Consider the following 14,474-nt stretch of genomic DNA (forward strand, 5'->3'; position numbering starts at 1 on the left):
GAACACCCCTTACGCCCCACTGATCCGCATTCCACTAACCTTCACCAAATACCCAAACGCCAGCACGACCGACAACAACCCATACCCAAGCATCATCTGCTGTAATGCCAGGGTATCGAGCAGCAGACCGGTGACAATCAGGATGAATTGATAGATAAAATCATCAAGCATCCCGCGGAATGAGAAAAACCTGCCGTGGTAAGGTGCCGGGATTGTTGTCTGGAACATCGTCGTTGCGAGTGGAAAAAAGCTTCCGACAGCAAATCCGAAAAGAGCGAATGACAGCAGCGCAACAGGTGCATATACCACATAGATCAGCATCAGCTGTGACAGTCCGATCAGCATGGCGAAAATGAACAGGCTTTTTGCAGGCATACTGTGATCATAGCGTCTGACAAAGAGCGTCCCAAGGATAAAAGCGACTCCTTCAATTGTATAAAGCCAGCCTTTTACCGCAGGGTCATCAAGAATTTCACTCACGTTAATGATAATCAGGTTGAATCCGCCTATAAATAACAGTGGGGCGAGTGTCAGCAGCATTGTTGGAATAATGGCTGGATGCTCTTTGATAATTGGAAAGACATTCATAAATCCCCGGTGCTCATTTTCTTCATGGGGCACCTGCTCAATTTCTTCTGCTCTCTCATCAATTTTCAGCTGCAATGTCAGGATCAACAGGACTGCATAAGCAATACCTGCAATCACATATAGCATAGTCAGAGACATCATGGTCAGAAAAATACCGGCAGCTGCTGTCCCTGCGATACGTGACAGCGTTGAAATATTCATATGTAATCCATTGATTTTTACAAGCTTGCTTTTTACAGTCACGAGCGGAATTGCAGCCTGAAGCGCAGGAAAATAGAAGGCTGCTGCGATATTGATTGAGACCAGAAAAGCAATCATCCACGCAATGGAGCTTGTCTCAATTGCAATCAGCATAAACCCTGTACTGATTAGCCTGCCGACACCTGCATATAGCATAATCGTTTTCTTTTTCATCTGATCGACGGCTTTCCCTGCAAGCGGTCCAAGAGCGATTCCCGCAAGAATCCCAACTGCAAGAATCAGTGATTTGTGAAAATCAGAAGGGACTTTATCCTGCATAAATGCAAGATCCCCAATAATGCCAAGCCATAATCCAAATCCTGCGATCAATTCACCGATCAGTAAAATCCGTATATTTTTATTCTTAATCATCAGTAACAGCCCTTCTTCATGAAATTAGACCTATTGAAAATGAGAATCATTTTCAATTATAATGAAAACGCATATAAAAGAAAAGAGCAATTTTCCCTAATGAGGAATTTCAAGGATACAGCTGAATAGAAGAAAATGACCTTTTAGTCAAAAGGTTATTTTTACACTAGCAAGTGAGAATCGTTATCAATGAGTATTGGGTTGAAGGGAACGGTGAGGTTATGACAGATCAGGCAAAAAAGATTGCAGAAGAGGCGTCATTTCAGGCGTTTATGAACAGTTACCTGCGGGAGACTGATATGGGGAGTTGGTGCGATGTGGATCAATGGGGAAGGTATCAGCACCTGAAGATCAGATTGAAGGGTTCACAACTGATTGAGCTTTGTCTGTCCAATCAGTCGATCTGCTACGGGCTTGAGGTGACCTATGTATCACCAGTCGGAAGGCATCGGTTTGGCCGCGTATTTGCCTGCCGTCAGCAGTCAAACAAGTGGGAGCAGACAGATTATTTTACAGTGATGATTCAGGCGATTCAGGAGCTTCATTTCAAAGAAAAGGGTACGCACTATGATGAGCTGCTGATCCGTTTGCTGGACAGCTGCCACACGATGACTGCTTATATCGGAAAACGTCTTGGGGAAGCATGTCAGCTCAATCATCCTGAGCAGACATTTATCGAATCTGAACAGTCATTGCTTTTCGGTCACTGGCTGCACCCGACGCCAAAAAGCAGGCAGGGGATGGCGAGTTGGCAGCATGAACGGTTCGCACCGGAGCTGAAAGGATCGTTCCGGCTGCATTATTTTGAAGTGCATCATAGTCTGATTGAAGAAGAAAGTCTATTACATAAAAAAGCAAGTGAGCTGCTGATGGATTCGGTCCGTCAATACGTACCCGGGATAGAAATCGGAAAAGACTGTTGTCTGATTCCAATGCATCCTCTTCAGGCAGAGTGGTTGCTGCAGCAGGATGAGGTGAAGGAACTGATGAGCCAGAATACGCTGAGAAGTCTCGGCACGATGGGCACTTCATATACAGCTACTTCATCGTTCAGAACACTTTATGCGCCTGAGGAAGACTGGATGCTGAAGTTCTCGATCCCGGTGAAACTGACCAATTCATTAAGAATTAATAAGCGGCATGAACTCAAGGCGGGCTTGATCATGGCAAAAGTGATGAGCAGGCTGCCATTTTTAAAGCAGTTCCCTGACTTTCATATGATTGAAGACCCGGCGTATCTGACGTTGAACCTTTCATCTAAAGAGGAATCCGGCTTTGAAATGATACTCAGGTCCAACCCTTTCTCAGCGGCTAGGGGGAGCGGCTGGGGCATATGCTCAGTTGCTTCATTAACGCAGGATCCGCTCCCGGGTGAGCAGTCCAGATTATACAGTGTCATCACCAGGCTTACAGGTGATGGACAAACAGCTGAAGCAGTCAGCCTCAAATGGTTCGAGCGCTACTGGCATCAGGCGATTGAACCGCTGATTCATTTATACGACCAGCACGGTATTGCACTTGAAGCGCATCAGCAAAACAGTCTGATTGACCTGTCCACCGATTATCCTGCTGCTTATTATTTCAGAGATAACCAGGGCTATTATCTAGCTGAAACTGAAAAAGAACGGCTGCTTAATATAGAAAGCGGTCTTGAAGGAACGCCTGAATTATTTTACACGGAATCGCTGATTGAAGACCGTTTTACCTATTACGCGTTCATGAATCAGCTGGCATCAGTGATCTATCGTTTTGGTGCAGACGGGCTGATTAATGAAACGAAGCTGATTGACTGGGTGACAGCACGTCTGGAGCTGCTTGAAAAGACATGTTCAGACCGCGGAAAGCGATTTGTATCAGGTCTGTTAACAGCTGAAAAATTGCCTTGCAAAGCGAATCTGCTGACGCGGCTGCATGATGTGGATGAGCTTGAATCAGCGCTTGAGCAGGCAGTCTATACAGAGATCAAAAATCCATTTGCAAAACAGGGAAAGGGGCATGCATATGCAGATGTATTCGTCAGTGTATGATCCGCATACAACGCGCGTGATCAGACAACTTGTGGAGGCGCTATTATTTGAAAGTCTGATTTCTTTTCAGGAAGTGCGTTCAGGTGAACCGGCTGAATCTTTATTTGTCATGCATGGCCGGCATAGAAGCTATGAATGCAGAGGAAAGAGAACAGCATTTAACCGCGTCAGGCTAACAGGACCTGTAGTATATAAAAAGGATTCTGAGACATTTCAGGCAACGCTTGATGACCTGCTGCAGGATTTTATTCCTGAAGAAAAAGTCAGTGGACTGAGAACGGAGTGGGAGCAGACGATTGCCCTCAGCAGATGGAATGATGAGCATGCATTACCGCCTTTTTCAAGAAGAGCTTCAGCTTTTGAGGACCTTGAAGCGCAATTAATCGAGGGGCATCCTTACCACCCGTCCTACAAAGCAAGAACCGGTTTTTCAGTGGAGGATCACGCGTGTTATGGTCCGGAGGCAGGACAGGCTTTCAGTGTGATTTGGACGGCGATCAGACGTGAGATCACATCACTATCACTTCCGGGTGATGAAACGTCATTTTGGCAGCAGGAGCTTGGCGTTGAAGGCTGGTCAGCTGTTTTGGATGAAATGAAGCGGCTTGGGATTGAGTGGCAGGAATACACGCTTTTACCGGTTCATCCCTGGCAGTGGGAAGTGCTTCAGGATGAACTCACACCACTTTTAGCTGATAAGCTGATGGTCAGACTTGATGTGGGGAGTGAACGTTACACAGCCACCCAGTCGGTCAGGACATTGGTTAACCGGACTGCGCCTGATCAAGCGCATTTGAAGCTGCCTATGAATATGGTCAACACTTCTTCGCTGCGGACACTGAAACCGGAATCTGTCTGCGCGGCACCTGAAATTTCTGCGTGGATTGCTCAGGTAGTTCGTTCTGATGCGTTTTTTAACGAAAAGATGATTGTGTTGAAAGAATATGCAGGTGTGATGGCAGAGGCGGGATCTTCTGCTCTAAATGGACAGCTCGGAGCGATCTGGCGTGAAAATCTGTCAGTTTATTTGTCAGAGGATGAAGAGGCTGTACCGTTTACAGCAATGTGTGTAACTGAACGTGACGGCGCGCTGTTTATTCAGCCATGGCTTGATCAATATGGAATCGAGTCGTGGGTTGAACGTTTAATTGAAGTGACTGCTATTCCGGTATGGCATTTACTGCTTGCGCATGGCATCGGGGTTGAATCGCATGCACAAAACATGGTCCTGATCCACCGGAATGGCTGGCCTGAGAAAGTTGTGTTGCGTGACTTCCATGAAAGTGTCGAGTATACAAAAGCGTTTGTGCGCGATTTGGATGCTGTTCCTGATTTTGAAAAGATCCACCCTGCGTTTAAAGGTGCACCGGACGATCAGTTTTACAGAATGGCCAGTGAAGAAGCGCTGCGGGAACTTGTGATGGATACGCTGTTTGTTTTTAACCTTGCTGACCTGTCGTATGTACTTGAAAAGCAGACCGGGTTTGAGGAAACGCACTTCTGGCAGCACGTAAATGATCAGATTGCGCGGCACCTTAAGCAGTATCCACATTTACAAAAACGTCAGGAAGCACTTGGCATGTGGCAGCCGGTGATCTACACAGAATCACTGCTTAAAAAGAAGTTGATACCAGGTGAACACAGACATCCCGTGCCAAATGAATTTGTCAGAAAGGAAGAGTCAGCATGCTTTATATAGATGATCAGTTTTACAGTCAGTCAGATCTTGACGCTAAGTTTGCAGCGTTCAGTAAGATGCCTGAATTGAAAGAATGTCAGGGAAAACGGATAGCGGTCTGTCTATCAGATCCGTTTGAATGGATTGCTTTTTGCCTGTATACAAGAAAAAACGGAGGAACCGTGCTACCGCTTCATGCAGCAACGCCTGAGGATGGGGCTGTACAAATGGCAAAACGGGCATCTTGCGCCGCGCTGTTTTACGGAGACCTTACTTCCCCGATTGAGTTTGAACGTACATTATCCGAAGAAAAAGGCGGGCTGCTTCAGATGAGCTCTGGTACAACCGGTGAACCGAAATGTATCAAACGGACGTGGCGTTCGATTGATGAAGAGCTGGCCAGCTATGTGAAGGTGCTGCCGGTGGGTGCTGATGTGCCGTCACTTGTGGCTTGCCCGGTTTCGCATTCCTATGGTCTGATCTGTGGTGTCCTTGCGTCACTCAGGCGCGGTGCCCATCCGGTGATTCTGTCAGGCGTGAACCCTGCTTATTTACTGAAAAAAGTGAAGGCCAGTCCGGAGCACTTGTTTTATGCTTCACCGGTCATTTTACATACAATGGCGCGCCTTGCGAGAGGTGAGAAGATCTTTGACCGTGTAATGACATCAGGCACCCTGCTTCCTTCTGCGTGGTTTGAAAAAATCAAGCAGGTTTCAAATACAGTCTTTCAGCAATATGGCTGTTCTGAAGCGGGTTGTATCAGTATCAACCCAGATGTAACAGTGACCGGTGAAATGGGCTATGTGCTTCCTCACCTTGAAGTCACTGCCGGAACGAAGGGAAATCCGGAAGAAATCGTTGTGATCAAAGCAGGTGAACAAATCCGCACGAAAGACCTCGGCGCTTTGGAGCGTGGCATGCTGACATTCATCTCAAGAATAGACGACACCATTAATGTTGCAGGTCTTAATGTCTATCCCCAGGAAGTAGAGGATGTTCTACTGCGTGCACCGGGTGTGATTGATACAGTCGTGCTGAAAAAGCCAAGCAAACTGTCAGGAGAAAGTGTCTGTGCATACTATACATCTTCAGATCAAATGGATGAATCCATGCTGCGCGATTGGTGTCTCAGATATCTGGCGCCTTATCAGGTCCCATCAGCATTTATCAAAATCGAAGGCATTCCAAAGCTTGCGAACGGAAAAGTAAGCAGAAAACAACTATCGGAGCTGTTTGTATGACAAAAGAAAACTATATCAAACTTATCGAACGATTAATCAAAGAAGAATTGGAGCTGGCTTCATCTGATGCATTTCATCAGCATGCACGCCTGAATGAAGATCTCTATATCGACTCTGTCATGATGCTTGAACTGATTTTGTGTCTTGAATTGGAAGCAGGTGTCTCAATTCCGGATGAAGCAATTACGCCGAAGGATTTTCATACAGTCGACAGCCTTGCTGAATTTCTTATGAGACAGGAACAGGAGGGGGTCAGCCATGATTAAGGTGCACTGCTTTGTCAGCTGTGTGTGCGAAGCAATTAAAAAGTCTGTTCACGCAGACCATAGACCTTATTATTTTGGTGTGTGGGATGCCGATTTCGATGTGTTGGAAGACGGCACGATCATCTATCATTCATCCCGGATAGATCATACCTTTTTCCGGACCTGGTACGAAATGCTTTATGGCATCACGCTTGATGAATGGTACGATCCTTTGAAAAATAAGAGCGATAATATACAGCACATGCTCCAGCTGTTGGACGGAAAATCTGATGACGAATATCTAATGGTTATGCTCGACCTCTCGAAGCTGCCTGAGCGGGAGAATAAATTCCATCAATCTCCATTCCCGCATTACGTCATGCTCGAAAAAACAGAGAATGAGGATGAGTGGATGATGCTTGATCCTGACTTCAGATGGGAAGGCGTGTTGAAAAAAGACCGGATTTTAGACGCGATAAAAGAGCCTGCGGTTGGGGGAGGCTACCTGTTTGATGCCTCTGACGTCATTGCACCGGGACCTGAAGCCGTTGAAGCCTATTTTAATACATGTATGAAGCTCCATAAAAACCCGATTCTTGATGCGGTGAAAAGCATTGTGACCTCTTACACGGAAGGTCAGCGAGGGCCGGTTTCAAACCTGTCAAAAGTGTTGAAGCAGCTGCCGGTGCTGGCAATCAGAAAGTATGCATATGAACATGCATATGCCTACTTCTGGAACGAGCTTCAGCTTGATGAACATATTTTTGAAGCCTGGTGTGATGAAATTGAAAAGCTTGAGCGCGGCTTCACAACGATTCAATACCGTGCCATGAAGTATGCAAAAACAGAGGCTCCTGAAGTGGCTGAAACCATTTTCCAAAAAATCGAGGAGCTTCAAGCGCTTGAATTCAATATAAAACATGGGCTACAGGAATGCTTTAAAGCATGGATGCGAAAACAGACGAAAGAAGAGGTGACAGCAGGATGAAGCTATCAATCTGCACAATTTCATTTCGCCACCATCTGCTATCAATTGATCACATTGCAGATTGGGCAAAAGAACATCATTTTGACGGAATTGAGCTCTGGGGCATTCATGCCAAAAACCTGGCGGATGACCCAAAATACCGTGCTGAGTGGATCCGGGAGAAGGGTCTTTATATCAGCATGATCAGTGACTATCTGCCGCTGGAGCTTGAAACAGAACAGATGCTTGAAGAAACAATGAAGCTCTCAAAGCTCGCAAAGCGCTGGGGCACCAGCAAAATCCGGACATTTGCCGGAAAAAAAGGCAGTGCAGACACGTCGCCTGAGGAGCGGGTTAAACTGGTCAATGCCCTTCGTAGAGTCTGCTGCTACCTTGATGCAGAAGGCCAGCAGGCAGTCGTAGAAACCCATCCCGGCACACTGACTGACAGCCTGGCATCTACTATCCAGCTGCTTGAAGAGGTAGATCACCCGGCACTGAAGGTGAACTTTGACGTTCTGCACATATGGGAATCAGGCGCAGATCCCGCTGAAGCATTCACGCGCCTTCAGCCATATATCGCGCACCTTCATCTAAAAAACATTACATCCAGAGATCATCTTAACGTCTTCGCCCCGCACAACGTCTATGCAGCAGCCGGTTCAAGAAAGGGGATGACACCGCTCGGTAAAGGGGCAATTGACTATGAAGAGTTCCTGTGCCTGGTTTCACGCAATGCTGAGGTGTCACTTGAGTGGTTTGGTCCGAATGTGAAAGAGGTTCTTGAGATGGATGGTGCGATGGTAAGAGAAGGAGTTTTTGCGGTTTAGGTGGCCGGTACACTGGGCTCGGAGTTCGCTTGTTCACTTTTAGAATCATTCAAAAATGAACCACTTAACTCCGACCCAGTGTGCTATCTGCTCTAACACTTATCTTCATTTCCCTGCAGATCAAGCCTGCATGCCAGCTCATCCAGCAAATTTTTATATTTGATGTACTCTTCCGGGCTTAACCCCAACACATCATTGATTTTCGCCGGAATATCTTGTGCTTGTTGCTCAAGGTGTTCACCGCTCTCTGTCAGTCTGATGACCAGCTGACGTTCGTCTTCAGAGTTGCGGGTTTTCTCGATATATCCTGAATGAATCAGTTTGTTCATGAGGGGAGTCAGCGTTCCGGAGTCCAACTGAAGCCGTTCACCAATGGCTTTTAGCGTGACGAAATCCTTTTCCCACAGTACAAGCATCACGAGGTATTGAGGATAAGTCAGGTTCAGCGGTGCTAAAAGCGGACGGTAGCGCCTGATAATTTCTTTAGAGATCGCATAAAATGGAAAGCATAATTGGTTGGATAAATGTAAAGGATTCATCGAAATTTCCTCCTTAAGAGAATCATATTGTTTGCAATTTTATTTAAATTGTATAAAATTAAATTGTGCACAACTTAAATATATCATATTCAACAGGAGGAATCACTCATGAAAAAGCTATTTACATCAACAGCAACAGCAGTAGGCGGACGTGAAGGACGCGTCACATCAGAAAGCGGCTCATTTGACCTTGGACTTGCAATGCCAATGCCTGGAGCAGACACAGCAGGCAAAAGTAACCCTGAAGAGCTATTCGCAGCAGGTTATGCAGCATGCTTCGACTCAGCGATGAACATTGTTGCGATGCAAAAAGGCATTAAGCATGACGGTTCTGAAATCAAAGCAGATGTATCACTGAATAAAGGTGATGCAGGCTACGCACTGTCAGTTGAAATGGACGTCCTGATCAAAGGCATAGACGAAGAAACAGCACGCCAGCTTGTTGAAGAAGGACACCAGGTATGCCCTTATTCAAATGCAACGCGCGGGAATATTGATGTAAGTTTTAATGTGCGTACTGCTTAATAAATTTGCTATCGGAGCCCCCTGACCGGTTAACTAACTGGTCAGGGGGTTTTCTGTTTTGTTTGGGCGGGTGAGTGTAGGTCAAATTACACTTTTCTATGAACATGGCCTGATTAGTTGCGAACCACCCGGGTTATTCTTTGAACAATCACGTTTAACTTTCGAACACCGTGTATTTTTCTCCGAACATCGCCCAAAATTCCACGAACAATTTGCTCAGCGCCAACTACCGACCCCGACGTTCACATCCCTTAACAAAACCTTATCAAATCTCACACACCCCCTTCAAACTCTCTTAACATTCCAGCTGTAACATCAAAGCTGTGAAAGACAAGTGAATAGCAGTCCGGTATGACTTAATGAGACACCATGAAAACGGGAGAAGGCCTCTTTGTATTTTCATGGATTTTTTTATGCCTGCCGGGGAAAAGGAGTGAGCGTTTTGTTTTTGGAAAGGTTGAAAGAGTCTCAGGTGATTGCGTCGATTAAGGAGCCGAAGCAGCTTGAGGCATTTGTGGAGACAGACATTCAGGCAGCCTTTTTACTGCTGGGGAATCTCACGGTGATTAAGCGGTATGTGGATTTTTTAAAGGAGCATGACCGGGATGTATTTTTACATATCGAAAAGATTCCGGGGATCAGCTATGACCGTGAAGGGCTAAAATTTATTGCGCGGCATGTGCAGCCGACAGGCATTGTGTCAACAAAGCCATCGCTTATTGCGGCTGCGAAAAAAGAAGGATTAATAACAATTCAGCGTCTGTTTTTAATAGACTCAGATGCTTTAAAAAATGGGCTTGAAAGTGTGGAGCAGGCTCAGCCTGATTTTCTGGAGCTGATGCCTGGTGTGGTACCGCATTTGATTGAGCATGTGAAGAAGAAAACGGATATTCCGATTATTACGGGCGGCCTGATTCAAAACCGCAGACAGATGGAGAAGGCGATTGAACGCGGTGCGACAGCTGTTTCTACAGGGAGAACGCACCTATGGAAGCCGCTTGTGGAGGTGCTTCGATGAGAAAAGTGGAGTTAAAAAGGATTACGAAATCCTATGATGGCAAGCAGGATGTGCTAAAAGCAATTGATGTGATGATTGAGCCGGGTGAGTTTTTTGTGCTCGTCGGCCCATCAGGATGCGGGAAGAGTACGATGCTTCGTATGATTGCAGGACTTGAGTCGATTACTTCAGGGGAGCTTGCGTTAGACGGGAAGCGGGCGAACCTTTTAAGTCCGAGTGAACGCGATCTGTCGATGGTGTTTCAAAATTATGCACTGTATCCGCATTTAACAGTAGAGCAGAATATCACATTTGGCTTACATGTAAAGAAGGTTTCGAAAAGGGAGCAGAAGGAGCGCTGTAAGGAAGTGTGCGAGATGCTCGGGCTGAGTGATTATATGAAGCGGAAGCCGCGTGAGCTCTCCGGTGGTCAGCGTCAGCGGGTGGCACTTGCCCGTGCGGTTGTGACGCAGGCGCCGCTTTGCCTGATGGATGAGCCGCTTTCAAATCTTGATGCAAAGCTGCGGGCGAAAATGCGCTCTGAAATCAGACAGCTTCAGAGAAAGCTTGGTCTGACGATGATTTACGTAACGCATGACCAGACAGAGGCGATGACGATGGCGGACCGGATGGTGATTTTATCAGGCGGGGATGTGCAGCAGATCGGGCGTCCGCTCGATGTCTATAACAATCCGGCAAATACATTTGTCGCGTCCTTTATCGGATCGCCGCCGATGAATCTGATTGATGCTGAAATGAAGGATTCCGTTCTGGTTGCAGATGGGCACTGGATGGCACCTGTCACGGCAGATATGAAGCAGAAATTTGGAGCAGGCCGCGTCACACTTGGTGTGAGACCCGAGCACATTTCGCTTGCAAAGGATACAGAGCCGGGCTTTTTGGTTCAGGTGGCAAATGTGGAGGTGCTTGGCACGGAAACGCTTGTAACCTTTGACTTTGGTGAGGATACACAGTGGATCGCTAAATGGCCGGGACAGAGCAGCGTGCAGCCCGGTGAGCAGATCAGGATCTGTGTGGATGACCGTCATCTGGCGTTATTTTCAGCAGATACGGGTGAGCGGATTGTATGTGAGCCGGCGCCTGTTAAGAAGGTGTCGTTATGACAACGATTCAGCATGAATTCACCCCGGATCGTCAGGTGGAAAGGAGGCGCGCCTGGTCAAACTGGATGACCGGTATGTTATTTTTGCTGCCGTCGCTGATTCTGTTTGGCGTATTTCTCTTTTACCCGATGGTCCGGACAGTGTACTTAAGTCTGTTTTTAACGGATTCACAGGGTGTGCCGGTTGTGTTTGTAGGCTGGGAGAACTTTTTAAACCTGTTTCAGTCAATGAGCTTTCAGTTGAGCGCGAAGGCTACAGCGCTGTTTGTGCTTTATACAGTGCCTGCAGGAATTGTGCTTGCGACTGGGCTTGCCATTTTAGCGAACCAGAAGCTAAAAGGCATTGGTCTTTTCCGCACAATGTTTTCTGCGACGATGGGGATGAGTGTGGCGGCGTCTTCTGTGATTTGGATGTTTCTGTTTAACCCGTCGATTGGACTGTTCAACCGCATACTGGGCGCGCTGAATATTCCTGGTGTGCAGTGGCTGCTTGATCCTCAGTATGCGCTGCTGTCCGTGTCAGTTGCGACAATCTGGATGAATACGGGCTTTGCTTTTTTGATTCTGCTTGGCGGTCTGCAGAATATTGATCAGTCATTGTATGAAAGTGCACGGATTGCAGGTGTAAGTGAGTCATATAAGCTGCGTAAAATTACGCTGCCGATGCTGTCACCGACGCTCTTTTTCGTGACAACAGTTTCTTTGATCAATGCATTTCAGACATTCGGACAGGTGGATCTTTTAACAAAAGGAGGGCCGATGGAGTCGACAAATGTGATCGTATACTCCATTTATAAGGATGCCTTCATCAATTATAACGTCGGGTCTGCGAGTGCCCAGGCTGTGCTGCTGTTTGTAGCGGTGCTTGTGGTGACGGTGCTTCAGTTCAAAATCGGTGAAAGGAAGGTGCACTATCAGTGAGCATAGGGAAAAAGATTTTACTTTATATGACGCTCACCGTCTCAGGACTTGTGATGGTGTTCCCGATTCTTTACGCCTTTCTCATAAGCTTTATGCAGGGTGGAGAGGTGCTGCAGGGCTCTTTGTGGCCGGAAACTTTCTCCCTTGTAAACTACTTTTCCGCGTTTGAGCGGGTGCCGCTTCTAACGTATTTATGGAACAGTCTGGTTGTGTCTGTGCTGATTATGGCGGGGCAGCTGGTGCTTTGCAGTCTGGCGGCGTTTGCGTTTGTATTTATTGAGTTCAAGGGACGTGAGTGGATTTTCTATCTGTTTATTTCCACCATGATGATTCCGTGGGAGGCGACGATGGTGCCGAACTTCCAGACGGTGCAGTCACTTGGCTGGCTGAACAGCTATGCAGGGCTGACGATTCCGTTTTTCGCAATGGCATTCGGCACGTTTTTATTACGCCAGCAGTTCAAGACGATTCCAAAAGAGTTGTATGAAGCGTCTCAGGTTGCCGGGATCAGTAGACTGCGTTTTTTCACAGGTGTTGTGCTGCCGGTTGCGAAAACAACGATGATAACACTTGCAATTTACAGTTTTTTAACGGCATGGAATATGTATTTATGGCCGCTTCTAGTGACAAATAGTGAAGCGAACCGCACTGTTCAGATTGGTCTGAAGCAGATGCAGACCCAGGAGATTGCGAGTGACTGGGGCGTTGTCATGGCTGGCGTGGTGATGGTGATTTTACCGACATTGATTCTATTATTTGCAGGGCAAAAACGACTTCAGGAAGGCCTCACACAAGGGGCGCTAAAATAAGGAGGAAACACTCAATGAAAAAGCTTTGGATCGGTTCAACAGCAATGGCACTACTTTTAGCAGCATGTTCAAGTGAAACAGATGAAGCGGTTGAAACAACTGGTGCAACAGCAGCTCCGGCTGAAGATGAAGGCAAAACAGAGGTTGTGTTCTGGCACGCGATGAGCGGTGAGCTTGAGACTGCTTTGAATACATTAGTGGGGGATTTCAACGTATCCCAAGAGGAATATGAGGTTGAGCCGGTATTCCAGGGAACATATGAAGAAGCGCTGACAAAGCTGAACACGGTTGCGGGAACAGACGAGTCCCCTGCAATGATGCAGGTATTTGAAGTCGGGACGAAATTCATGATCGATTCAGGGCATATCCAGCCTGTGCAGGATTTTATTGATGAAGAAGGCTTTGATACATCGATCTGGGAAGAGAATATCACAAACTATTACAGCGTAGACGGTGTTCAGTATTCAATGCCATTTAATTCATCAACGCCGGTTCTTATTTATAACAAGGATGCATTTGAAGCAGCAGGACTTGATCCTGAACAGTCACCAATGACGTACAGTGAGCTTAAGGAAGCTGCAGCGGCACTGACTGAAGGCGATCAGAAGGGCTTCTCAATTTTAAACTATGGCTGGTTCTTTGAAGAGCTTGTGGCAGCGCAGGGCGGACTGTTTGTAGACGCTGAAAATGGACGTGAAGGTCAGGCGACTGAAGCTGTATTTAACGGAGAAGAAGGGCTGAATGTATTCAACCTGATCAAGGATATGCACGATGAAGGAACATTCTATAACTCAGGTCAGAACTGGGATGACATGCGTGCAGCGTTCCAGTCAGGCGCAACGGCAATGATTCTTGATTCATCTGCTGGTGTAAAAGGGATGATTGATAACGCACCGTTTGAAGTAGGCGTTGGTTACCTGCCAGTACCGGACGATGCGGAGCGTAACGGCGTGATCATTGGTGGTGCGTCACTCTGGATGGCTGATGCAGTCGATGCTGAACAGAAGCAGGGTGCATGGGAATTCATGAAGTACGCATCATCAGCTGAAGCGCAGGCACAGTGGCACGTTGATACAGGCTACTTTGCAATCAACCCGGCAGCATACGATGAGCAGGTTGTAGTAGATCAGTGGGAACAGTACCCGCAGCTAAAGGTAACGGTTGATCAGCTAAAAGAAACACAGGCAAATGCAGCAACAGGCGGTGCACTGATCTCAGTATTCCCTGAAGCAAGACAGCGCGTAGTTAATGCAATGGAAAGCCTATATCAGGGGGCAGATCCACAGGAAGCGCTGGATCAGGCGGCAGAAGAAACAAACCGTGCTCTTGAAGTAGACGCAGCGAAGAACGGAAACTGAACAAAAGGAGGCAC

General features: G+C 46.9%; 14 protein-coding genes. 12 read left to right on the forward strand and 2 right to left on the reverse strand.

What is annotated here, in order from left to right; translation table 11 throughout:
• Window positions 1-9: 9 nt before the first annotated feature.
• On the reverse strand, window positions 10-1,200 hold the full coding sequence (locus ACH6CZ_RS06575; RefSeq protein WP_374096633.1) for an MFS transporter: 1,191 nt from the start codon (window positions 1,198-1,200) through the stop codon (window positions 10-12).
• Window positions 1,201-1,421: 221 nt separating this feature from the next.
• Here ACH6CZ_RS06575 and ACH6CZ_RS06580 point away from each other — a divergent pair, with 221 nt between their 5' ends.
• From ACH6CZ_RS06580 to ACH6CZ_RS06605, 6 genes are read left to right on the forward strand one after another with little or no spacing between them, the layout of a single operon-like run.
• On the forward strand, window positions 1,422-3,227 hold the full coding sequence (locus tag ACH6CZ_RS06580; RefSeq protein WP_374096634.1) for an IucA/IucC family protein: 1,806 nt from the start codon (window positions 1,422-1,424) through the stop codon (window positions 3,225-3,227).
• Complete coding sequence (locus tag ACH6CZ_RS06585; RefSeq protein WP_374096635.1) at window positions 3,202-4,926, forward strand: IucA/IucC family protein; 1,725 nt, start codon at window positions 3,202-3,204, stop codon at window positions 4,924-4,926. The genes ACH6CZ_RS06580 and ACH6CZ_RS06585 overlap by 26 nt, the downstream gene beginning before the upstream one ends.
• The gene (locus ACH6CZ_RS06590) at window positions 4,914-6,146 is read left to right on the forward strand and encodes an AMP-binding protein (protein ID WP_374096636.1); all 1,233 of its coding nucleotides are present in this window, start codon (window positions 4,914-4,916) and stop codon (window positions 6,144-6,146) included. Before ACH6CZ_RS06585 ends, ACH6CZ_RS06590 begins: the two co-directional genes overlap by 13 nt.
• On the forward strand, window positions 6,143-6,412 hold the full coding sequence (locus ACH6CZ_RS06595) for a phosphopantetheine-binding protein (protein ID WP_374096637.1): 270 nt from the start codon (window positions 6,143-6,145) through the stop codon (window positions 6,410-6,412). Before ACH6CZ_RS06590 ends, ACH6CZ_RS06595 begins: the two co-directional genes overlap by 4 nt.
• A complete protein-coding gene (locus tag ACH6CZ_RS06600; protein WP_374096638.1) occupies window positions 6,405-7,379 on the forward strand; it encodes a DUF6005 family protein in 975 nt (324 codons plus the stop codon). The genes ACH6CZ_RS06595 and ACH6CZ_RS06600 overlap by 8 nt, the downstream gene beginning before the upstream one ends.
• Entirely contained in the window at window positions 7,376-8,188 is an 813-nt protein-coding gene (locus ACH6CZ_RS06605) for a sugar phosphate isomerase/epimerase family protein (RefSeq protein ID WP_374097438.1), read from the forward strand. The genes ACH6CZ_RS06600 and ACH6CZ_RS06605 overlap by 4 nt, the downstream gene beginning before the upstream one ends.
• Before the next feature lie 92 nt (window positions 8,189-8,280).
• Here ACH6CZ_RS06605 and ACH6CZ_RS06610 read toward each other — a convergent pair whose 3' ends face one another.
• Window positions 8,281-8,727 carry a MarR family winged helix-turn-helix transcriptional regulator gene (locus tag ACH6CZ_RS06610; RefSeq protein ID WP_374096639.1) on the reverse strand — a complete coding sequence of 149 codons (447 nt, stop codon included), beginning with the start codon at window positions 8,725-8,727 and terminating at the stop codon, window positions 8,281-8,283.
• 108 nt (window positions 8,728-8,835) lie between these two features.
• Between ACH6CZ_RS06610 and ACH6CZ_RS06615 the strand changes: the two genes are divergently transcribed.
• The 6 genes from ACH6CZ_RS06615 to ACH6CZ_RS06640 all read left to right on the forward strand — a co-directional run bounded on the left by ACH6CZ_RS06615 (window position 8,836) and on the right by ACH6CZ_RS06640 (window position 14,460).
• Window positions 8,836-9,252, forward strand: a complete 417-nt coding sequence (locus ACH6CZ_RS06615; protein ID WP_374096640.1) for an organic hydroperoxide resistance protein — start codon at window positions 8,836-8,838, stop codon at window positions 9,250-9,252.
• A gap of 433 nt (window positions 9,253-9,685) precedes the next feature.
• Window positions 9,686-10,270 (forward strand): glycerol-3-phosphate responsive antiterminator, encoded by a 585-nt coding sequence (locus ACH6CZ_RS06620; RefSeq protein ID WP_374096641.1) that lies wholly within the window; start codon window positions 9,686-9,688, stop codon window positions 10,268-10,270.
• The gene (locus tag ACH6CZ_RS06625; protein ID WP_374096642.1) at window positions 10,267-11,373 is read left to right on the forward strand and encodes an ABC transporter ATP-binding protein; all 1,107 of its coding nucleotides are present in this window, start codon (window positions 10,267-10,269) and stop codon (window positions 11,371-11,373) included. Before ACH6CZ_RS06620 ends, ACH6CZ_RS06625 begins: the two co-directional genes overlap by 4 nt.
• A 65-nt stretch (window positions 11,374-11,438) precedes the next feature.
• Complete coding sequence (locus tag ACH6CZ_RS06630) at window positions 11,439-12,293, forward strand: carbohydrate ABC transporter permease (protein ID WP_374097439.1); 855 nt, start codon at window positions 11,439-11,441, stop codon at window positions 12,291-12,293.
• 26 nt (window positions 12,294-12,319) lie between these two features.
• On the forward strand, window positions 12,320-13,102 hold the full coding sequence (locus tag ACH6CZ_RS06635; protein WP_374097440.1) for a carbohydrate ABC transporter permease: 783 nt from the start codon (window positions 12,320-12,322) through the stop codon (window positions 13,100-13,102).
• A gap of 14 nt (window positions 13,103-13,116) precedes the next feature.
• The gene (locus tag ACH6CZ_RS06640) at window positions 13,117-14,460 is read left to right on the forward strand and encodes an ABC transporter substrate-binding protein (protein WP_374096643.1); all 1,344 of its coding nucleotides are present in this window, start codon (window positions 13,117-13,119) and stop codon (window positions 14,458-14,460) included.
• The last annotated feature ends 14 nt before the right edge of the window (window positions 14,461-14,474 follow it).

It is taken from the genome of Jeotgalibacillus sp. JSM ZJ347 (genome assembly GCF_044383825.1).
GTDB lineage: Bacteria > Bacillota > Bacilli > Bacillales > Jeotgalibacillaceae > Jeotgalibacillus.

Bases quoted from the DNA above. Each gene is read 5' to 3' on its own strand.
- ACH6CZ_RS06575 (WP_374096633.1), bottom strand. From the start codon at position 1,200: ATGATTAAGAATAAAAATATACGGATTTTACTGATCGGTGAATTGATC.
- ACH6CZ_RS06580 (WP_374096634.1), top strand. From the start codon at position 1,422: ATGACAGATCAGGCAAAAAAGATTGCAGAAGAGGCGTCATTTCAGGCG.
- ACH6CZ_RS06585 (WP_374096635.1), top strand. From the start codon at position 3,202: ATGCAGATGTATTCGTCAGTGTATGATCCGCATACAACGCGCGTGATC.
- ACH6CZ_RS06590 (WP_374096636.1), top strand. From the start codon at position 4,914: ATGCTTTATATAGATGATCAGTTTTACAGTCAGTCAGATCTTGACGCT.
- ACH6CZ_RS06595 (WP_374096637.1), top strand. From the start codon at position 6,143: ATGACAAAAGAAAACTATATCAAACTTATCGAACGATTAATCAAAGAA.
- ACH6CZ_RS06600 (WP_374096638.1), top strand. From the start codon at position 6,405: ATGATTAAGGTGCACTGCTTTGTCAGCTGTGTGTGCGAAGCAATTAAA.
- ACH6CZ_RS06605 (WP_374097438.1), top strand. From the start codon at position 7,376: ATGAAGCTATCAATCTGCACAATTTCATTTCGCCACCATCTGCTATCA.
- ACH6CZ_RS06610 (WP_374096639.1), bottom strand. From the start codon at position 8,727: ATGAATCCTTTACATTTATCCAACCAATTATGCTTTCCATTTTATGCG.
- ACH6CZ_RS06615 (WP_374096640.1), top strand. From the start codon at position 8,836: ATGAAAAAGCTATTTACATCAACAGCAACAGCAGTAGGCGGACGTGAA.
- ACH6CZ_RS06625 (WP_374096642.1), top strand. From the start codon at position 10,267: ATGAGAAAAGTGGAGTTAAAAAGGATTACGAAATCCTATGATGGCAAG.
- ACH6CZ_RS06630 (WP_374097439.1), top strand. From the start codon at position 11,439: ATGACCGGTATGTTATTTTTGCTGCCGTCGCTGATTCTGTTTGGCGTA.
- ACH6CZ_RS06635 (WP_374097440.1), top strand. From the start codon at position 12,320: ATGACGCTCACCGTCTCAGGACTTGTGATGGTGTTCCCGATTCTTTAC.
- ACH6CZ_RS06640 (WP_374096643.1), top strand. From the start codon at position 13,117: ATGAAAAAGCTTTGGATCGGTTCAACAGCAATGGCACTACTTTTAGCA.